General features: G+C 59.0%; 12 protein-coding genes. 9 read left to right on the top strand and 3 right to left on the bottom strand.

The genetic code is table 11. The annotated features are described in order from the left end of the window. The first annotated feature begins 5 nt into the window (after positions 1–5). From HMPREF2942_RS03780 to HMPREF2942_RS03770, 3 genes are all read left to right on the top strand, one after another. Complete coding sequence (locus HMPREF2942_RS03780) at positions 6–695, top strand: ATP-dependent Clp protease proteolytic subunit (protein ID WP_012903382.1); 690 nt, start codon at positions 6–8, stop codon at positions 693–695. A gap of 508 nt (positions 696–1,203) precedes the next feature. After that, the gene (gene clpX / locus HMPREF2942_RS03775; RefSeq protein WP_210399425.1) at positions 1,204–2,526 is read left to right on the top strand and encodes an ATP-dependent Clp protease ATP-binding subunit ClpX; all 1,323 of its coding nucleotides are present in this window, start codon (positions 1,204–1,206) and stop codon (positions 2,524–2,526) included. A 174-nt stretch (positions 2,527–2,700) separates the two neighbouring features. After that, on the top strand, positions 2,701–3,342 hold the full coding sequence (locus HMPREF2942_RS03770) for a DsbA family oxidoreductase (protein WP_070615900.1): 642 nt from the start codon (positions 2,701–2,703) through the stop codon (positions 3,340–3,342). A 139-nt stretch (positions 3,343–3,481) separates the two neighbouring features. Here the strand turns inward: HMPREF2942_RS03770 and HMPREF2942_RS03765 are convergent, their stop codons facing one another. The 3 genes from HMPREF2942_RS03765 to valS form a co-directional block, all read right to left on the bottom strand. Continuing rightward, the gene (locus tag HMPREF2942_RS03765; RefSeq protein ID WP_070688432.1) at positions 3,482–5,101 is read right to left on the bottom strand and encodes an LssY C-terminal domain-containing protein; all 1,620 of its coding nucleotides are present in this window, start codon (positions 5,099–5,101) and stop codon (positions 3,482–3,484) included. Positions 5,102–5,282: 181 nt separating this feature from the next. Next, positions 5,283–5,489, bottom strand: coding sequence for a hypothetical protein (locus HMPREF2942_RS03760; RefSeq protein ID WP_070633977.1), 207 nt, complete (start codon positions 5,487–5,489; stop codon positions 5,283–5,285). A 724-nt stretch (positions 5,490–6,213) separates the two neighbouring features. Continuing rightward, positions 6,214–8,946: a valine--tRNA ligase gene (valS, locus tag HMPREF2942_RS03755; protein ID WP_070688431.1), complete on the bottom strand. Its 2,733-nt coding sequence runs from the start codon at positions 8,944–8,946 to the stop codon at positions 6,214–6,216. Positions 8,947–9,483: 537 nt separating this feature from the next. Between valS and HMPREF2942_RS03745 the strand changes: the two genes are divergently transcribed. The 6 genes from HMPREF2942_RS03745 to HMPREF2942_RS03720 all read left to right on the top strand — a co-directional run bounded on the left by HMPREF2942_RS03745 (position 9,484) and on the right by HMPREF2942_RS03720 (position 20,276). Continuing rightward, positions 9,484–9,801 carry a penicillin-binding protein gene (locus HMPREF2942_RS03745; protein WP_070688429.1) on the top strand — a complete coding sequence of 106 codons (318 nt, stop codon included), beginning with the start codon at positions 9,484–9,486 and terminating at the stop codon, positions 9,799–9,801. Between the two features lie 123 nt (positions 9,802–9,924). Beyond that, on the top strand, positions 9,925–10,725 hold the full coding sequence (locus HMPREF2942_RS03740) for an SDR family oxidoreductase (protein WP_005505741.1): 801 nt from the start codon (positions 9,925–9,927) through the stop codon (positions 10,723–10,725). Between the two features lie 540 nt (positions 10,726–11,265). Then, positions 11,266–13,164 (top strand): LPXTG cell wall anchor domain-containing protein, encoded by a 1,899-nt coding sequence (locus HMPREF2942_RS09605; RefSeq protein WP_070688428.1) that lies wholly within the window; start codon positions 11,266–11,268, stop codon positions 13,162–13,164. 752 nt (positions 13,165–13,916) lie between these two features. Further along, entirely contained in the window at positions 13,917–15,902 is a 1,986-nt protein-coding gene (locus HMPREF2942_RS03730) for an adhesin (RefSeq protein ID WP_070688427.1), read from the top strand. Positions 15,903–16,199: 297 nt separating this feature from the next. Beyond that, the gene (locus HMPREF2942_RS03725; protein ID WP_070688426.1) at positions 16,200–17,981 is read left to right on the top strand and encodes a propanediol dehydratase; all 1,782 of its coding nucleotides are present in this window, start codon (positions 16,200–16,202) and stop codon (positions 17,979–17,981) included. A 465-nt stretch (positions 17,982–18,446) separates the two neighbouring features. Continuing rightward, complete coding sequence (locus HMPREF2942_RS03720) at positions 18,447–20,276, top strand: hypothetical protein (protein WP_246824346.1); 1,830 nt, start codon at positions 18,447–18,449, stop codon at positions 20,274–20,276. The last annotated feature ends 239 nt before the right edge of the window (positions 20,277–20,515 follow it).

The following is a 20,515-nucleotide window of genomic DNA, read 5'->3' as shown; positions in this document are numbered from 1 at the left end:
GGGAGATGCACATGAACTACCTGCCGAACGATATCACCACCTCGGCGCCGGCTATGCCGAGCAACCGCTACGTGCTCCCCAGCTTCGAGGAGCGCACCCCCTACGGTTACAAGCGTCAGGACCCGTACGCAAAGCTGTTCGAGGACCGCATCATCTTCCTGGGCACCCAGGTGGACGACGCATCCGCTGACGACATCATGGCTCAGCTGCTGGTGCTGGAGGCACAGGACCCCGAGCGTGACATCACCCTGTACATCAACTCGCCCGGCGGCTCCTTCACCGCAATGACCGCTATCTACGACACCATGCAGTTCATCCGCCCCGAGATCCAGACCGTGTGCCTGGGCCAGGCGGCATCCGCTGCAGCGGTTCTGCTGGCTGCCGGTACCCCCGGCAAGCGTCTGGCACTGCCGAACGCTCGCGTGCTGATTCACCAGCCCGCGCTGAGCGGCCAGCAGGGCGGTCAGGCATCTGACATCGAGATTCACGCGAACGAGGTTATGCGTATGCGTGAGTGGACTGCACAGACCCTGGCACTGCACTCGGGCAAGACCTACGAGGAAGTTGACCGTTCCATTGAGCGCGACAACATTCTGACTGCGGCTGCTGCTCTGGAGTACGGCCTGGTCGATAAGGTGCTGGAGTCTCGTAAGCTGCGTAAGCCTGCGACCAACACCGCTATTTCCCACACCTAAACTTTAGTTTTGAGGAATATTCCCGAGCGTTTTTCGGGGGAGGGGCGGCATCGCTCCGTGTGCGAGCCTTCGGGCTGGTGCGCGGTGCGGTGCCGCCCTTTTTGCACCCGCCGGGTGGGGGCGGCGAACCAAGCTGATATGTGGCGTTGACCTGCTCTTTCTTGCCGGGCTTTAGCGTCACATACCTATCGTCATATGCCGGAGTATCAGCCTCGCCGCCGTCATAAAAGACGCGCTTTGTCATATGCCCGGTAAGTCCGTTCATTTGCGGTGCGTAATTCTGAGTTCCGGGGTGAACTCCGGTAGCCTTAGAGAAGGAGAAAATTCGAGTATTTCATACCGGTTTCTCACTCAAACTAAGGCGCCCACCACCCACCGGTGCCCCTCCTAAGAAATCACCGCAGACATCAGGTCACTGACCCTTCTGCACCGATTTCACCACGCCGATCGAAAGGGAATCTTCGTGGCCACAGACATCATTGTGCCTCCCGAACAGCCCAACGCCAGCATGCGATGCTCCTTCTGCAAGAAGACTCGCGCGCAGGTTTTCAAGATTGTGCTCGGCCCGAATGTTTCCATCTGCGACGAATGCGTGGAGCTGTGCGAGGAGATCCTCGCTGAAGAGCGTCTGAAGGTGAAATCCTCCGCGGCGGCGCCTGCATCTCAGCTGGCTACTCCGCGCGAAATTTACAGCTACCTCAACGACTACGTCATCGGTCAGGACGCGGCGAAGCGCACCCTGGCGGTGGCGGTGTACAACCACTACAAGCGCATCCACGATATTGATAACCCGGTGCTGACCTCCCGCATTCTTTCGGCGACCGCGGGGGAGCAGGTGGAGCTGGGCAAGTCGAATATTCTGATGCTCGGCCCGACCGGCTGCGGTAAAACCTACCTGGCGGCAACCCTGGCGAAGAAGCTGGATGTGCCCTTCGCCCTGGTCGACGCAACCACCCTCACCGAGGCGGGCTACGTGGGTGATGACGTGGAGAACATTCTGCTGCGCCTCATCAACGTCGCTGACGGCGATATTGCTAAGGCTCAGCGCGGCATCATCTACATTGACGAGATTGACAAGATTGCCCGTAAGGGCGGCGAGAACCTCTCCATCACCCGTGACGTGTCCGGCGAGGGCGTGCAGCAGGCGCTGCTGAAGATTATTGAGGGCACCGTGGCGACCGTACCGCCGGAGGGCGGACGCAAACACCCGGCACACGCGAATATTGAGATCGATACCTCGAACATTCTCTTCATTGTGGCTGGCGCCTTCGACAATATTGACGACCGCATCGCAGCCCGCGTGGGTGCCGGCGGTATCGGTTTCGGTGCTGACCTGGGTGGCTCCGTGAAGAACCCGCTGGACCAGATCATGCCTGAGGACCTGGCGCACTACGGCATTATCCCTGAGCTGATTGGCCGCCTGCCGGTCATCTCGACCCTGAGTGAGCTCAACGAAGAAGAGCTGGCTCGCGTGCTGACCGAACCGAAGAACGCGCTGCTCAAGCAGTACCGCCACCTCTTCGCCCTGGACGGCGTGGACCTGGTCCTCGACGACGCAGCGATCGCGGCTATTGCCCGTCTCGCCGCCGAACGCGGCACCGGTGCCCGCGGCCTGCGCGCCATGATGGAGCAGATTCTGCAGCCGATTATGTTCGACATCCCGGACCGCACCGATGTGGTGTCCATCGTTATCGGTGAGGACACCGTGCTCAACGGCGCGGAACCCCGCTACGTGTTGCAGGCACCCGACCCCGAAACCGAGACCACCCGCACCGTGAAGGGGGAGGCGAAGGCTGCCTCCCTGAAGGAAGCGGACCGTCAGGCGGCATAACCGAATACTTCCAGCCGACAGGCTAGGGAATAAAGAAGCCGTCGCCCCGGTTATACGGGGTGACGGCTCACTAGCAGGTACTGCTCTCGCTGGCATGTCCTGATGAGCGTGTACCGAAGAATAAGCGCCGGCTCATAGAAGCGGCTGGCGCAACCGTATGAGAGAGGAACACTCATGACTGAGAACGCACCCGCACAGATTGATTTCTGGTTCGACCCGATCTGCCCCTGGTGCTGGATTACCTCCCGCTGGATTGGCGAGGTGCAGAAGGTCCGTAATGTTGAGGTGACCTGGCGTCCCTTCTCCCTGTCCATGCACAACCAGGGCCGCGACCTGCCCGCCGACTACCAGGCAATGATGGACCGGTCCTGGGCGCCGACCCGCCTCATTACCGCTGTGCGTGAGCTGCACGGCAACGAGGTCATCAAGCCCCTCTACGACGCTCTGGGCGAGCAGATTCACCACAACAAGAACAAGGCTGATTCCTACCGCGACGCAATCGTCAAGGCGCTGGAGGAGGTCAACCTTCCCGCTGAGCTGGTGGACGTCGCCTTCACCGACCAGTATGATGAGCAGATGCGCGCCTCCCTGGATCTGGCACTGGAGACCGTGGGCGGCACCGATGTGGGTGTTCCGCTGATTTCCATTAACGGCACCGCTTTCTTCGGCCCGGTCATCTCCCCGAGCCCCGCCGGTGAAGAGGCTGGTAAGCTCTTTGACGGCGCCCTGGCGCTGGCTTCCTACCCCGGCTTCTTTGAGCTCAAGCGCCCCCGTAACGTGGGCCCGATTTTCCACGGCGAAAAGGGCGAAGCCTAAGAAGCCTGCAATGTGCTGAGAATCCTGCATGCCCGCAGGCTCGGTAGAGTCTGCGGCTGCAGAGCAAAAAAGTACCGCCCGGTCATGTACTGACCGGGCGGTACTTTTCTATTCACTATGTTGCGCTGAAACGTACGATCTACGCGCGGTGAGCGCTACTTGCAGAGGTAGCCTTGTGCGCCTTCTGCGCCTTGTGCGCCTTCTGCGCATTGTGCGCCTTCTGTGCATTGTGCATCTTCTGCGCTTTCAGCGCTTTCTGAGCCTTGCGCTGAGCCCTGTGCTCCAGAACCTTCGGGTGCGTTGCCCGCTGCACAATCTTCGTATCACGCATATGGAAGGTGCGGGTTGCCGTGTACTGGACCGCCGCGTCCGAGGTGAACGCCAACATCGCAAACACCGCAACGCCCAGCTGGAAGAAAATCGTGGACAGCGGCAGGGACTGATGGCCCCACAGCACACCACCGGTAATCGCCGCGAAGTTCAACGCTGTCAACAGCAGAGCCAGGCGACGAGCCTTCGACGAGCCGCGCAACGTACTCCACAGCAGGAACAGGTGCACCGCCGAATAAATTGCTACAAAACCCACCAGCACGGTGCCGGTAATGGTGAGTAGCACGTTGCTATCCACCTGATCGAAGAGGTCCAGCAGCTCAATGTCGTTGCCGGAACCTTCCTCCAACAGCTTGGCGCGAAGTGCCGGGCGGCTGAGCGCCAAAATGACACTGTTGACAATGTCGGCGAGGGTCACAGCGATGAGCATACCCGAACCAACCAGCAGGCTCAGCGGCATGCGGTACGCCAGGTCGTGCGCACTGGAGAGGTGAATTTCTTCCTGCTCCTGCGGCTCCAGGCCCTCATTGTTCAGCACGATGACCGGGAGCGCGCCGTCCGTGCGGATCGCGTCACCGCCGCCGTTACGGGCATGGTAGCCGGAGGAAAAATCGTGCAGAATCTCAACGTGAGTTTCCGGGTGGGCGTACTGAATGGACTCCACAATGTAGTCGCGTTCAAAGTCGGTTTCAGCGTCAATGCGGTGCGTGACCTGCAGAGTGAAGAAACTGAAACCCACACCGGAGTCGTACGTGCCCGCCGCCAACCAATCCACCTGGTGACCGCCCGGCAGAAGCCAGCCGTCCGGGGTTTTCCAGAAGCGCACGTGGTGGCGCTTCTCGGGGTTGCCGTCCACTTCCTTCTGGTAGGCGAAAGCCTGCGTCTTACCAAAAATTTTCAGCGGGGAGACGGGCGCCTCCGCGTAGGAGCGGCGGGTGATGGTGGAGAGAATAATCTTCCAGGAAGAGACGAGGGTGACGTTGTCAGCGCGGGTCCAGCCTGCGTCCTGCATGACCTGGTGAATCTGCTCCTCGGTACCAATCAGACCGATATTGACCGGGTCGCCGAGCAGACCGTCCGGGGTGCGGGTGCGCCCAATAAAGTAGTCGGGCACGTAGATGCGGGTCATGATCGCGTGAAAACGCGGTAGCGTCAGGTACGCGGTGACCGCCCAGAAAATGAAGGCAATGGGGAAACCCCAGAAAGAATGGCCGACCGTATTCGCCAGAATCATGAAGGTCAGCACGAGGGCCGCGATGCCGGCAAAGATAAAGAAGAGAGTGTCCCAGAAATCGACCCACAAGCTGCGCGGGACGAGGTCTTGCGCCGTGCCGCGCGCGTCAATATCACCACGGTAGACCGGTGGGGAGGTAACTGGGGGAGCAACATCGCTACGTATAGGCCGTAGGACGCGTTTTTGGTGGGACATTCCCGCCCTTTCTGCAACATAGTTAGGGTCTTTGAATATCCATAACTATAGCAAGGGGCAGGTTATGTGAAGTACGCATTCCGAGCAGGGCTTAATCGCTTGGCTCGATCGCCCCGCCGCGGAAAACGCGGTACCAACGCGGAGTGCTGGCGTTGCCGCGCGAAAGAAATAAAGGGTGACCCTACTCGGGGAGGGGCTTAGCCTCCACAGCGGCGCGTGCGGCGGCAATGGAGCTTTCGTGGTGCAGCATATCGCGGCTTTCACGCATGAGGCGCACCCACTTGCGGGTCAGTTCCTCAAGCTGCTGAGCGGTCAACGAACCGGAGACGATGCTCGCCTCATCGGTGGCGGCGCTGGTGGAAATATGCTGAAGCCAGAGTTCATACACTTCGTTGGTGTAGCTGGCACGCAGCGCCTGGGCATGTTCACGTGCCTGGCTGATGTACTCGTTCAGGCTCGTGTGATAGTGCTGAAGCTGATTGGGGGAAATGTTGGTTTGCGCTCCTGGCGGCGTGCTCGGGGTTGAGCTCTGCCTCGCCTGAGGCTCTTGCGGTAATCCGGAAGATGAAGAATGTGAATTCATAGTAATTATGGGTGCGCCTACTTTGGCGCGGGTCAGAGCCAGGACGCATCGCTACGCCTGACGGGTGGTTTATTGTCGTGCGGTTGGTCGGGGTATGTCGTTACTCGTACCGGTGATTTGTCTGTTGCTGAAGTTGAATAGAGGGTTGTTCCTGATGGTAAAACCCTCGCATCAACAATCATACATAAAGTGACAGTCAATCTCATAAGGTTGATTATGCTCTTTGCACATTGATGAATATAAAAAGGGGTTGGAAATTCCATAGAATCCCCACAGATTAGCAGGCTAAACCCATATCGTTGGGGGAACCGCTAGCGAAGATTCTCAGAGGGCTGGAGCAGGCATCCACGGGCGCAGCTTGGACAAATCCTATAGTCAGAGCCGTAGAGGTCAGCCGCTGGGGCCTCACACCCGGCGAGCTACAACGAACAGTAGGCACAGAAAACGGGGCGGTACTGAAAACCAGTACCGCCCCGTTACCAACACCAAAGTGGCGTCATAAAATCAAGCGATGAACGCTAAGACGCGATTACTCAGCTGCTTCTTCCACAACGAGTACAACATCGCGAACCTCCAGCTCGCCCTCAGCCGCCACCAGGGACAGCTCACGAGCGTTACCGGCAGCCTTCAGATCAGCCATGCCAGCGGCAATGCGATCCAGCTGAGCCTGGGGAGCCGCAATAGTTGCGGACTCAACCTCGGTGCGCTGCTTAACCTTCGCGTCGCTCTTAGCCTTACGCAGACCACCCAGAGCCTCAGCAACATCCGGCAGGATCTGCTTCAGCGACTCAATCTGAGCCGGGTCAGCGTCCGCCAGGACCCACTGAGCAGAAATGCCAGCAGTCGGGTTCTGGGCAGAGTACTCAGCCAGCAGGGTACCTTCCAGAATGGGCAGTGCCTGCGGCCACTCGGCGCGGTGCACGCTACCTGCACGCCACCAGGACCAAATCTCTTCGGTCACGAACGGCAGGAAGGGTGCGAACAGGCGCAGCAGAGCATCCAGGGTGGTTGCCAGAGCAGCCAGAACAGAAGCCTGCTCCTGCTCGCCGCGAGCACCGTACGCACGGTCCTTAATCAGCTCAACGAAGTCGTCGGTGAAGGACCAGAAGAAGCTCTCGCAAATCTGCAGGGCACGAGCGTACTCGTACTTCTCGAACGCTGCGGTTGCTTCCTCAATCAGGTACGCCAGGCGAGCCAGCAGGGAACGGTCCAGAGCGTTGATCAGCACGCGACCCTGAGCCTGAGAAGTAATCACGGACTTCTCGGTAGCGCCCAGGTTCAGTACGAACTTGGATGCGTTCAGCAGCTTGATGGCAAGGCGGCGGCCAATCTTCATCTGGCCTTCGTCGTAGGCGGTGTCAGCACCCAGGCGAGCGGAAGCAGCCCAGTAGCGCACAGCGTCCGAACCGTACTTCTCCAGAACCTCGTTGGGGACCACAACGTTGCCCTTAGACTTGGACATCTTCTTGCGGTCCGGGTCGAGAATCCAGCCGGAGAGCGCGGTGTTGTACCACGGCACGGAGGAAGCCAGGGTCTCCGCGCGAACGGCGGTGGAGAACAGCCAGGTACGGATAATGTCGTGACCCTGCGGGCGCAGATCCATGGGGAAGGTCTTCGCGTGCAGGTCCGGGTTCACACCCCAACCGGTCGCAATCTGCGGGGTCAGGGAGGAGGTAGCCCAGGTGTCCAGAACGTCCGGGTCGGCGATGAAGCCGCCCGCTACGCCGCGCTGATCCTCGGTGTAACCGGGAGCAGCCTGAGATGCGGGGTCAACCGGCAGCATCTCTTCGGTCGGCAGAATCGGGTTCTCGTAGTCCGGCTCGCCCTCAGCGTCCAGCGGGTACCAGACGGGGAAGGGAACGCCGAAGAAACGCTGGCGAGAAATCAGCCAGTCGCCGTTCAGACCCTCAACCCAGTTCTCGTAGCGGCTACGCATGAAGGAGGGGTACCAGTTCATCTCACGGCCGCGCTCGATGAGCTTCTCGCGGCGTGCAGCGTCACGGCCACCGTTGCGGATGTACCACTGGCGGGAAGCAACGATTTCGAGGGGCTTGTCGCCCTTCTCGTAGAACTTCACGGGGTGGGTAATCGGCTTGGGGTCGCCGTCCATTTCGCCAGCCTCAACCAGCATCTCCACGACGGTCTTCTGTGCGGTGAAGACGGTGGCGCCAGCCATGCGCTCGTAGCGCTCGCGACCCTCAGCGGAGGTGATCCATTCGGGGGTTTCGCGGGAGAATCGGCCGTCGCGACCGATGAGGGCGCGGGTGTCCAGCTGCAGTTCACGCCACCAGGTGACGTCGGTGGTGTCACCGAAGGTACAGATCATGGCGATACCGGCACCCTTGTCAGGCTGTGCCAGCGGGTGCGCCTTGATTTCGACCTCAACGCCGAACAGCGGGGAGGTGACGGTGGTGCCGAACAGCGGCTTGTAACGCTCGTCGTCCGGGTGCGCCACGAGAGCCACGCAGGAGGGCAGCAGCTCGGGGCGGGTGGTCTCAATCCAGACCTTCTCGCCGTTGGGGCGGTGGAAGCTGATGCGGTGGTACGCGCCGGGGCGTTCCTTGTCTTCCAGCTCAGCCTGTGCCACTGCGGTGCGGAAGGTGACGTCCCACATGGTCGGTGCTTCAGCCATGTAGGCGTTGCCTGCTTCCAGGTCCTTCAGGAAGGCGAGCTGGGAGACCTTGCGGGAGTGTGCATCGATGGTGCGGTAGGTGCGCGACCAGTCAACGGACAGACCCAGGGTGGTGAAGAGGTTTTCGAAGACCTTCTCGTCTTCAACCGCGAGCTCTTCACAGAGTTCGATGAAGTTGTTGCGGGAAATGCGCGGCCACTTTGCCTGGCTGCGGTCGGGCTTGGGGGTGCCGTCTGCCTTCCAAGTGATCAGGTCGCGGAAGGAGTCGTTGTCTGCCACGGAGGGGTCGCAGAGAACGCCGTAGTAGTTCTGAACGCGGCGTTCGGTGGGCAGGCCGTTGTCATCCCAGCCGAGGGGGTAGAACACGTTCTTGCCGGTCATGCGCTGGTAGCGTGCAATGACGTCGGTCTGGGTGTAGGAGAACATGTGACCCACGTGCAGGGAGCCGGATGCGGTCGGCGGCGGGGTGTCAATGGAGTAGACCTGTTCGCGAGTGGTGTTCTCGTCGAATGCGTAGGTCTTCTCGTCGGCCCAGCGCTGCGAGAGCTTCTCTTCGAGGCCTTCGAGGGCGGGGCGGTCGGGAACGTTAATCTGTACGGGCGAGTCTGAGCCCAAAATGTTTTCAGCCATAACGGCTATTTTCTCATATTCACGGCATTCTCTCAGCTCCAGGGGAATTCTGCGCTGTGCTTGCCTGTTCGTACTGCTTGATTGCGGCTTCTAGACGTGCCAGGAGGTGCCGGTACCGGCGCGCAAATTGTGCCCTGTGTACTGCGGCGCGTACCCCGCTGGAGGTGGTGAGTTCCCGCCAGGAAGCGGGGTCGAGGTAGCTCTGCCCGAGCAGCAGATGCACCTCAGAACTGTAGGGGGTTCCGGTGGCGGCACGGATAGTGCGCGCCCTCTGCTGGAGCGCTTGGCGCCGCTCTTTAAGGTCGGTGATGTGCTGGTGCGGTATTGCTGTCATGTGGAGGCTCCCTATATGAGGAGTAATTGGCGATTCAGCGACAAACTCGGTGGAAACGGTAATGGGGGAGAGACCCCCTAATATGCTGCCCCTGATTACCTGCAGTGTATGCGCGAAAATCTGCAGTATCAATGCCCACGAATCCTTCTCAGCAGAGCGGGCGCGGCGTAGACTGAAGATACACGACCTTTGAGGAGTTGCCAATGAGTTCTCTGAGTATTTTTGGTTTGGGTACGCCTGAAACCGTTCTGCTGATACTGCACCTGGTGCTGGTGGCGTTGTGCCTCTGGCATTTGACGGTGCGTAGCGGCTACGGCGAGGCGCGCATGCGGTTCGTGCTACCCCTGCTTGTGTTCATGCCCGGCGCCGCGGCTCTTTACCTGTTGTCGGCGCGTGAGGGTGCGGTCCCTCCGGATACGATTAAGACCGGCAGTAGCTCGCCCGTGTACTTTGAGCACCGCCTCGGTTTCCGTGACGGCGGTAGGAGTCGTTGGGGTCTGCCTCGCCGCCGCAAGAAGTAGCCTGACAGAGCGCCGGGCGGTTGTGGTACCAGCATCTATCTCACTATCGAAAATTTCAAAATATATGCCCGCGAGCCTGCTCGAACAGAGCACTCGCGGGCATCCTTCTCATAGGATTAAAGTATGACTGAGAACACCCACATTCCTGCATCTCCTTTCCTGCCCCATACCGGCGACGGCAAAGTTGCCGTGGTGACCGGCGCCTCCAGCGGTATTGGCCGAGCCACCGTGCAGCAGCTAGTAGCAAGCGGCTGGACCGTCTATGCTCTGGCTCGTCGCACCGACCGCCTCTACACTCTCTACGCGGAAACCGGCGCTCACCCGGTGACCTGCGACGTGACCGACGAGCATTCCGTCCGCTTTGTTGCCGAGCAGATCCTGGAGGAGCAGGGCACCATTGACGCCCTGGTCAATATTGCCGGTGGTGCTATTGGCGTGGATAAGGTTGCCGACGGCAAGCCTACCGATTATTTGAAGATGTACCAGATGAATGTTCTCGGTATTCTGCACATGGTGCGTGCCTTCGCGGAGGCGTTGCGCCTGAACGGTCACGGCACGATCCTGAACCTGACCTCCACTGCAGCCGAGCACGGTTACGAGGGCGGTGCCGGATACAATGCGGCGAAGTTCGGCGCTCGCGGCCTGACGGAGGCGCTCCGCCTGGAAGAAGCGGAACATAACGTTCGCGTGATTGAGATATGCCCGGGCATGGTGCACACCGAGGAGTTCTCCCTAAATCGTCTGGGTTCCAAGGAAGCCGCCGAGCGCGTCTACGCGGGTGTTGAGAAGCCGCTGACCGCAGAGGACGTGGCGCAGACCGTGACCTTTGCGCTGAACGTTCCGCACCACGTGAACCTTGACCGCATCACGATTCGCCCGGTGGCACAGCCGAGCCAGTTTAAGGTGATTCGTAAGGAGAGCTGAGCTTGCGGTGTGCCGTGACGATTGAGCCTTAGTGAGGCCTTGACTTTGGTAGCCCCGCCCGCATCCCTATCTGGATGCGGGCGGGGTGTTTCTCTGCGTTCTTAGACGTACATAGGGGGCATGCATGAAGGTGCCCGTGGGGTGTTGAGAAGCGGGGGAGAGGCATGAAGGAGAACTTGAGGGAACTATAAAGTGGTACGTGAGACTTTAAGGTTCATTAGGGTGAAAATGGTGAGTCGAAATCACCTATGGAACACCCTATATTTTCTTCAAATGCAATCAAAAGATAGGGTTATATGCCTTCGTATGTCAGTAGATGGGCGTAAAATTCCCGGATTGGTCTGCATTAAGCCTCAACTTAAGGGGTGGTTTTATAACGATTTCGTTACAGTTGGGCAAAGATGGCGGTAAGCATGCTAAACGTCCAGGGGCAAATGCTAGCCTTTTAGCAGTCACACCCATGTAGTGGGCCTACTGCACCTTCAAAGACGGGGGCGAACCACGGTAGGCTCAACACCGATAATCAGAGATCGAGGAAAAATGTCGAAGACTACCCGTCGCGTTTACAAGATCGCAGCAGCGGCAGCCTTTACTGCCGGTTCCGTGGCAGCAATCCCGGCAACTTTTGCGGCAGAAGCACCCGCTGACCAGCAGCAGGTTGTCGACCAGAAGGCAACTGCTCAGACTTCTTCCCTGCCTGGCGGCAACGCAACTGAGGCTCCTAAGGCAGAGACCCCCAAGGCTGAGGCAACTCAGGCTCCTAAGGCGGAAGCTCCTAAGGCTGAGGCTACCGAGGCTCCCAAGGCAGAGGCTCCTACCCCCACTGCTCCGGCAACCGAAGCTCCCAAGGCTGAGGCTCCGAAGACCGAAGCACCCAAGGCTGAGACCCCTGCCCCCACCGCTCCTGCAACCGAGGCACCTAAGGCTGAAGTACCCAAGACCGAAGCTCCTAAGGCTGAGGCTACCGAGGCTCCCAAGGCAGAGGCAACCGAGACCCCCAAGGCAGAGACCCCTGCCCCCACTGCTCCGGCAACCCCTGCCCCCACTGCTCCGGCAACCCCTGAGCCCACCACTCCGGCAACCCCTGAGCCGACCACCCCCTCCACCCCGGCTCCCGAGGCAAAGCAGGCTGATCCCTCCGTCATTATTGAGAATGCTCACTTCCCCGGTGACGCGCAGTTCAACACCGTGAACGTTGTTGGCACCGGCTTCTACGGTGAGAAGGTTGGCCCCGGCGTTCAGGTCAGCATCTACGCACTGGATGCAAACAAGCAGGTCACCGGCGATGCTATCGCTACCGTCTCTGTGTCTGCAGATCAGATTCAGGACGGCTCCTTCAAGACCGCCTTCACTGTTGAGGCAAGCAAGCTGCCCGCAGGCGCATCCTACGCTCTGGTTGCTGTCAGCAACCCGCAGGGTCAGCCCGATCAGAAGCTCGTGGCTCTCTCCTCCTTCAAGGTCACCGATTCCGCTTCTCCCGAAGCTCCGAAGACCGACGAGACCCCCGCCCCTGAAGCTCCCAAGCCTGAGACCCCCAAGGCTGACGAGACTCCCGCTCCCGTAACCCCGGCACCCGAGACCCCGAAGGCTGACGAGACCCCGGCACCCGAGGCTCCCAAGACTGAGACTCCCAAGGAAGAAACTCCTGCTCCGGAAGCCCCCAAGGCTGAGACCCCCAAGGCTGACGAGACCCCCGCTCCTGAGGCGCCCGCGGCACCCGAGAACGCAACCCTCACCACCGAGGATGCTTCCCTGAACCCGAACGACCAGTACAACGTTCTGACCTTCAACGGCTCCGGTTTCACCCACGAGTCCGTCGCTAACGGTGTGCAGATCGCTATCTTCCGCCTGGATGCAAACGGCAACATCACCGGTGATGCTCTGGCAACCCACGATGTGCCCGCTTCTGAAATCGTGAACGGCACCTTCCGCGTCAAGGTCAGCGTTCTTGCTGAACTGCTGCAGCCCGGTTACGCCTACGCAATGGTGGCAACCAGTGACCCCAACGGCCTGGTACACCAGGTGGCAGTCACCACCGCTACCGTGAGCGATGCGAACAACCCCGCACCGACCCTGCCGGCAGCTACCGAGGACGATAACACCACCGTTCGCGATAACGGCGACGGCACCACCAGCGTCTTCACCGCTGAAATGCGCGAAGATGGTTCGGTTGTTGTAACCGAGACCCGCATGCCCACTTCTCAGGCACCCAAGGCTAAGGTTGGCAACGCATCCGCTGCTACCTCTTCGAAGGGCCACGGTCTGAGCACCTCCGGTACCAAGGGTTCGACCTCGACCTCTTCGTCGGCTTCTTCTTCCTCTTCGAAGCAGCAGCTGGCGCACACTGGCGCTGAGGGTGTTGCGGGTATCGCAGGCGTTGGCGCCGCAGCTCTGATTGCTGGTGCCGCACTGATGCTCCTGCGCCGCCGCAGCCTCTAATAGCTCAGGCTCTATAGCCAGGCTCTGAAAATCTGATGCTCACCGCACGGTGAGTGCGGCAAGTGCCGTCAATACTCTGAAAAGGGTATTGGCGGCACTTTTGCGTGTCGGCAGTTTTGTGTTGAGCTGTTTTGAAATGGAGGGGGTGTGGCAAAGCGTGTGCGGCAAGCTGGGGGAGAGGCGCGGGTGTTCTCTTCCGTGGTGGAGGTGCGGGGTGGAAGCGCGGGGCGGTGTAACGGAATGATTTTGCTGGGTTATTTGGCGCGCAATTATTGGTACGCATGCTTGTAATCAATGCGCATGTAAAAGCGGTGTGACCTGCTATTTTTTCACTTAAAAGAAATAAATTAAATGCATGAATGTGCAGAATATTTTTATCTCAAATCCATTAAAACTGCATATGCATGCAATAAAACCTTGAGCTTCAAGGGAGAGTTGAAAAATTTTACCTAGTCCATGCAGTTTGAGTGCTCTTGATGCTGTTCTGGAGGGTAAAAAATATGCTGTGTGGGTTATTGCACAGGAAAATAGTTGGGACCTAAAGCGTCTTTACAGCAATAACAAGAAAAGTATTGTTAGTGTGGAATTACCGATAAATAGAGCGATTCCCTTCGCGGTAACTTCCACCATTACATGAATGTTATGACTAGTCCGTACGTTATAGCGTTCAATCCCGAAGAGACACCCGTCCAACTTCGATCCGTGGCGCCCTCCGGAGGGTATCGTTCACACTCACAGAAAAGGTGTGTTCCATGCCCGAACCCGCTCACTCAAAAACCCGAGCAACAGCCGCTATTGCTGCTTCCGTCCTGTCCGTCACCGGTGTTGGTGCTGCGCACGCAGATGTGCAGGTGCAGAATACCGGCGGAATGGCTTCACCGACTGCGGTGGAATCCGACAATCCTCCCTCCGCGGCAAACGCAACCCCCATCGAAAACGTTGCTACCCAGAACTCCCCGCAGGTGTACGTCGAGCAGGGTGTTGTCATTAACCCCGCGCGCTCCCAGAGCATTACCGTCACCGGTGAAGGCTTCACCGGCGGTGCCGTTGAACGTTACGGTGTGGCGGTGTACGTGAGCGAATACCGCCAGTACCCCCTCTACGCACTGGGTCGCGGCTCCGCAGTGACGATGACCCTCGTGCCCGAACTCGATGTGGACGGTGGCCGCTTCAGTACCCAGGTGACCCTGCCCGCAGGTACCCTCGACCCCAACCAGCAGTACGTCGTCGCAACTGCCGTGGTCGACCCCGGTAAGGGTTATGCAACCGAGGACCCCTCCTACAACTCCTCCGCACCGCTGGAGCTGCTGCCCGCAAATACTCAGGATGAGCCGCTCAATGCTCAGATTCTTTCGGGGCAGCTGGAAATCCCGCAGGATAAGAACCTTGTCGTCTACAAGGTCACCGGTCTGGGTGAGGCGCAGGCTTTCGAAGTCATGACCTACGCTTACGCCCTGGATAGCCAGGGTAACCGCATCCTGCTCGCTGCCTCTCCCGCGCGCGCCGACGTTATGAACGGCACCCTCCTGGATGGTATTGAAGTGCCCGGATCCAGGCTGGAAGAAGTGCAGGCTGTTCACGAAGACCTGCGCTATGTGCTGAGCGTTGAGGTTGCGCCCTCTGCCGCTAATGGTTACACCGCCCAGGAAGTTGAGGTTCCCTTCATGAATGGTTGGAATGCACAGAATGGCTCCGCTCCGGTTGCTACCGCTGAGCGTGCAATGGCGGAGCAGGCACAGTTCGAGAAGAAGCAGTCTGCAGAGGAGGCGCAGCCCGAGCAGAACGCCCAGGCTGATTCTGAGCAGGTAGTTGCCGTGAGCCCCGCCGAGAAGTTCGACCACGTATTGCCCGAGGATGACCCGCGCCGCCACTACAGCCTGCCGCGCAATACCGTCTTTGACCGCGTCCACGGCACCACTGAAGAACAGAACAACACCTCTAGCCCCGTGATGACCGCCCGCCTGCACGTAGAAGAAACCGTAGTTCCCGAAAACGATTCCGCAAAGACCCTGACCCTGCGTGGAGAGGGCTTCACCGGCGTCAGCTCGGTGCACCTGATGGTTAGCGCTATCGATGAATACGGAGTGGCTACCGGCGGCGTGATTGCGTCGGCTGATGTCTCTGAGATTGACGACTCCGGTGCTTTCACCGCACAGGTGCAGATTCCCGGCTCGGAGCTCAAGCCCGGTGCCACCTACCGTGTGAGCGCTGTGGCTGAGGATGAGCAGGGTACTGTGCGCATGGTCAATGGCGGCTTTACCGTCGAGCGCGATAGCGTGGATAGCCTGCCCACTACCCCTGAGCAGGATACGCCCACTGTCGAGGCTCCCGTAGCCGACACTCCCGCTGTCGAGACTCCCACGGTCGATGCTTCGGTGCCTACTGAGCCTGCGGCTGATCAGGCTTCTGTTACCGAGCAGAAGGCGGGGGAGAGCGGTGCTGAGCAGAAGAAGGACGCTCCGGCTGGTGTTCAGGGTGCTCCCGCGCAGAATGTTTCTGCACAGAACGCCTCTGCACAGAAGGCTGAGGCGCAGAAGGGCAACGCGCAGAAGGTCGAAGCACAGGCATCTGGCTCCCAGAAGGTTGCCTCCGATGCCCAGCAGAAGCGTGAGCAGTTGGCGGCTACCGGCGCCTCCAATATGTTGGTCATTAGTGCCGCTGGATCGCTGTCACTGCTTGCCGGTATGCGTTTGAGCCGCCGTCGCCGTAGTGAGATGCAGCTCAGTTCTCGCCGCTAAAACGGGTCAATTATTGCCCCACTAGGCAAAATACGCATATAGATGTAGGGACGTCCGAAATGCAAGATTCGGGCGTCCCTGCATCTTTAACTTTTTCTAAGGTTATACCTATAATTTAGAGTGCTGTTATAGACGGTACTATCACTCTTTATCACCTCGTTCACCCGGGGTGAGGAGTCGCTGTGAAGCGCCTCCGGTCACCGATATCAGAGAACCGTTATTCTGCGCCTACTTCCGACCTTTGGGCGCAGGAGTCACACGACGATTCATCACACTCACTCACGAAAATAGGTGACCATGTTTTCCACGCAGCGAACTGCTCGCGGCGCGGCGCTAGTAGCGTCTGCCGCCCTCGGTTTGGGCGGCTCCGTCGCGCCTGCAACTCTGGCCCCCGCCACCTTTGCCTCTGCCGCTCACGCGCAGACTCAGCAGACCCCGAAGCCTGAACTTCCCATCGCCGTTGCCGCCGATATGGTTAGCCACGACATTACCCTGGACCTGGTTGCTCAGAGCAATGACTACACCCTGCTGTCGTTGACCGGTGTAACTTCTTTGGAGAATCTGAGGGTTCGCCTGGTTGCTATTTCCGTTGACGATGGTATCGTGGCGGCGATGACCGTGCCTGCCTCCCAGATGACTGCCTCTCTGAACGATGAGGGTGCGCTAGAGGTCAGTATTCACCAGCGCCTGAACGTTGAGCAGCCGTACATGGTTGAGGTGCAGAACCTGAGCACCAAGGATGCTATTTCGGTTGAGTTCATGCCTGAACAGGGTGCGACCGTTGACGAGATTCTGGCGAGCCGCCAGAACATTTTCTTCCCTGACACCCCTGGCGTTCCCCGTGCTAACCGCGTGGAGGCGAATCCCACCCCAGAGGTGTCCCTGAGCCCCAGCGCATCCCCGAGCGGCGCGAAGGATAGCCCGCGCCCGACGGTCGCCCCGGCGCCTTCTGAAGCGCCGTCTGCATCGCAGAAAGTTTCGGCGCGTCCTTCCGCGAGCGCTTCCGCCAGCGCCTCTGATTCGGCGAGCGCGTCTGCTGCTGATGCGGCGCCCGCGGAGGTGACCGAGGATCGTCTGCTGGTGCATTCCCGTTCCGATCAGGCTCCCGCGGAGACCCGCGAGGCAACCCTGGAAATTTCCACCGCAGAACTGCGCGGCTCGGATGAGCTGCAGCCGATTAGCGTGCGCGCTAGGAATGTGGCGGAGAGCGGCCTGGGTTATGACGTGATGGTCTTTGAAATGCCTGCCGATGGCGGTGCGGTGGGTTCGCCGCTGGCGACCACTCACGTGAGCCCGCAACAGGTGACTGATGCTTCTTTCTCTGCTGATTTGAAGGTGCCCGGAACCTCCTTGCATGCGGGTAAGCGTTACCGCGTGGTTGTGGTGGGTGGTGACTCCGCCGAGGAGCTGAAGCTCATGGCAACCAGTGCTTTTGGTGTGAGCGTGATTCAGCGTGCTGTTCCTGTTGATTCGGCTCCGAAGCCTGCGAATACTACTGCTCGTCCGGTGATTTCTGATGTGAATCAGCGTGTGAGCCCTTCGGCGCCTTCGGGCCGTGTGAACGCTGTGGACTCTTCAGATGCCTCGGTGGATGCTCAGGATTTGGTGACTGATTCGGTTGCTAAGATTCCGTCGGTGGATAGCGCCCTGGGTTATATTGTGCAGGCGCAGCAGTCTGCTCGTGCGATTACCGCGCAGACTCGTAGTTCTGTGGCTGAGACTGCGGTGGTTCCTTCGACGATGGTGATGTCTGGGTATGCGGTGATGCTACCGGGTCGTACCGTGGTGAACCTGCTGGGTTACCAGTCTCCTGAGGGGGAGACGGTGACTGTTGCTTCTCCGCAGGAGAATGTGGGCGCCGCCGGTTCGGGTAGTTTCTATACGCGTAGCTCGAAGTCGCGCGGTGATTCTGCCGGTTCGAAGCTGGAGGCGAGCGCTCAGGATAACGGCCCGCTGCCGGAGGGTACCTTGCCGCTGAGTATTGCTCTGCTGGGTTCGGTTGCCTTTGTGGGTACTGCTGTGGCGGTGAATGTGTATCGTCGCCGCCTTGAGGGTGCTGAGGAGCTGGGTGCTGAGTAAATCAGCGCATCCGTTTCTTGGCGCTGTGAGGCATGGCTCTTCGTAGGGGAGTTGTTGAGTGGGAGGCGCTCTGTCGAGTGCGTGCCGTGTGGGTGCGTGTTTGGTGGGGCGCCTTCTGTGTGCCCGGGCGTTGGCCCTGTTATACAGTGGCTCTGTTATAAAGTGGTTCTGTCGCGCCTTGGGACGGTGTAAAAAATTCTTTTAGTGCACTGCTGGGAATATTTTATGGCATTCGAATTTTGCGTTATTTATATCTCAGTAAAGTATTTAATTCCCTTTTATTTCGGTAATTATTGCGACATAAAGTTTTAGCACATGAATGCAATACAACATTTAGTGCAATATCCGTGTTAGGCTAGGGTGTAACCGACGTACTGGTGCGCAAATACTTGGATAGAAACACCGGGCTTGTGGTGAGCCGTCCCTAGTCCACGCTTTGCGCATACATCGATCGAAATGGCACACATGACTATCACTCGACTTCCGAAACGCATTCATGCTTTTTCGCTTGTTGCCGCTCTAGGCGCAAGCGCTTTTGTGCTTCCTGGCGCCTCCGCAGTAGAGGCTGAAGCAATTAACGTGAATGATTGCCTGACGGCTCTGGTTAATAGCGAATTTGATTCAAACTGCCCCTACGAAGACCTCGAACTTGAAATCGACACCATCGAGATTCGCGTGCAGTCCATTAAGGACGGTCAGGCAACCATTAAGCTCGCGCCCCTCTATGAGGGTGGCTACGTGGGCGACGCCTCCAAGGTGTACCTGGTAGTGCAGTACTACGGCACCACCGGCACGGTGCTCGGATCTGACACCTACGAGCCGTCCGCACTGCAGGTTGAGCGTGCTGACGACGGCTCGATGCTGGTCACCTTTGAGATGCCCCAGATGCCCCAGGAAGGCTACTACTCCATGAGCGCCATGGACCTGGTGACCTCCGATGCTGGCTACGGCGAATTCATGATCTCTGAGGGCTCCCTCGTGCCGCACACTATCCCGGTAGAGGACGACTCTGACGAGGTAATGGTGGATAAGAAGGAAGCTGCCCACCAGGTGCCCACCATTGACGAGCTGAAGACGCTGGATAAGCTCCGCGAAGAGGAGCAGAAGAACCAGCAGGATGCAGATCAGAAGGGTAGCAAGGATAAGGTTAAGACTGAGGTGCCTTCCGAGTCTGCTGAAAACCTGAACCTCGAAACCCACACGCAGAAGCTGGAGCAGGTCCCCGGCGGCTCCACCTCTTCGCGTGATACCCAGACTCTGAGTGCTACGGAACTGAAGGTTGCGTATGCTGAGGTTCGCTCCGATAAGGAAACCAAGCCGGTCACTATCAGCGCTGCGCGCGTGCCCGCGAACGCGGCTGGCTACGACCTGATCGTGGTTGAAACCGACATGAGTGGCAACCATAAGGGTGATGCGCTGTCCATTACGCACATCAGCTCTGATCGCATTGTGAATGGCGCGTTCAAAGAAGAGATTGGCATGCCCGGCTCTCTGCTGAAGACCGGCTCGGTGTACACCGCCTACCTGGTGCGTGCGGACGATACTGAGTATGCGGAAGAAGTTGTCTCGGTGCGATTCAAGGTCAGTGGCGAGGCGACCGGCAACTCAACCTCCTTGACGAAGGATGAGTCGCCCCGCCAGGATGCAAACGCATCGCTTACGCCCAGCGCCAATACAGCTGAGGCGACCGGCGCCACTCAGGGTAGCCCCTCGGCTGCTACTAGTGCCGTCTCGACTCGTTCTGATGACACCCAGTCGGGCTCGGGTCAGTCAGCCGCGAGCGCACCCCGCTCCACCCTGGATGCGGTGAGCGCCATGTCCAAGGCAAAGGAAGCGAAGGCTGAGCGTCAGCGTCAGGCTCTGCAGGCTTTGGCTCAGGCACGTACGATGAGTCCGCGTTCGGCTTTTGAGCCGACTCGCACCAATCAGATTTCGGCGTACAGTTCGGGTTCTGATCCGGCATCTATCGCTGCTACCGCGAAGCTGGATGCTTTGACGGATGAAGAAAAGGCGGCGTCGGCAGCTTCTGGTAATGGCAATAAGGGTTTCACCCCCGTGGTTCATTCGGAATCTAATAATCGTTCCGCTACGGTGAACTCGAATACCACCCAGGTGCACTCCAACGCGAATGCTGATCGTCAGGATGGCGTGAAGGCTGTAGCTTCGGCGGCGTCTCCCGCTAGTGAAGAGGTTGCGCAGCACGGTGTAGCTTTCTGGGCTCTTGGAGGCGCCGGTTTGGCGCTGGTGGTTGGTGCCGCGTGGATGGCTCACCGCAGGGGAGTCCTCGGCGGCTAACGCCCCTAATCCGTGCTTTTTGGCGGCATCGCATAGTATGTTCGTTGTTTCATGAGGAATGCTCGCCCCCGCTATCTGTTGGCGCAGATCGCGGGGGCGAGTCGTGCGTTCAGGGTGTTCAAAAAAACTCTACCCTCGCGTGAATAAACCTTAAGGTTCGTGATAGGGTTGAAATAACCGATAAATAGATGCGAGCTATTGTCAGGTCTTCTTCACCTGAAATATGAAGCGGAGTATGG

Origin of the sequence: Rothia sp. HMSC071C12 (assembly GCF_001813895.1) — a bacterium.
Taxonomy (GTDB): domain Bacteria; phylum Actinomycetota; class Actinomycetes; order Actinomycetales; family Micrococcaceae; genus Rothia; species Rothia mucilaginosa.
This window is presented reverse-complemented; position numbering and strand designations above follow the sequence as displayed.

Excerpts from the sequence above, each read along its gene's own strand:
- HMPREF2942_RS03780 (WP_012903382.1), top strand. The coding sequence starts at position 6 with ATGCACATGAACTACCTGCCGAACGATATCACCACCTCGGCGCCGGCT.
- clpX (WP_210399425.1), top strand. The coding sequence starts at position 1,204 with ATGCGATGCTCCTTCTGCAAGAAGACTCGCGCGCAGGTTTTCAAGATT.
- HMPREF2942_RS03770 (WP_070615900.1), top strand. The coding sequence starts at position 2,701 with ATGACTGAGAACGCACCCGCACAGATTGATTTCTGGTTCGACCCGATC.
- HMPREF2942_RS03765 (WP_070688432.1), bottom strand. The coding sequence starts at position 5,101 with ATGTCCCACCAAAAACGCGTCCTACGGCCTATACGTAGCGATGTTGCT.
- valS (WP_070688431.1), bottom strand. The coding sequence starts at position 8,946 with ATGGCTGAAAACATTTTGGGCTCAGACTCGCCCGTACAGATTAACGTT.
- HMPREF2942_RS03745 (WP_070688429.1), top strand. The coding sequence starts at position 9,484 with ATGAGTTCTCTGAGTATTTTTGGTTTGGGTACGCCTGAAACCGTTCTG.
- HMPREF2942_RS03740 (WP_005505741.1), top strand. The coding sequence starts at position 9,925 with ATGACTGAGAACACCCACATTCCTGCATCTCCTTTCCTGCCCCATACC.
- HMPREF2942_RS09605 (WP_070688428.1), top strand. The coding sequence starts at position 11,266 with ATGTCGAAGACTACCCGTCGCGTTTACAAGATCGCAGCAGCGGCAGCC.
- HMPREF2942_RS03730 (WP_070688427.1), top strand. The coding sequence starts at position 13,917 with ATGCCCGAACCCGCTCACTCAAAAACCCGAGCAACAGCCGCTATTGCT.
- HMPREF2942_RS03725 (WP_070688426.1), top strand. The coding sequence starts at position 16,200 with ATGTTTTCCACGCAGCGAACTGCTCGCGGCGCGGCGCTAGTAGCGTCT.
- HMPREF2942_RS03720 (WP_246824346.1), top strand. The coding sequence starts at position 18,447 with ATGACTATCACTCGACTTCCGAAACGCATTCATGCTTTTTCGCTTGTT.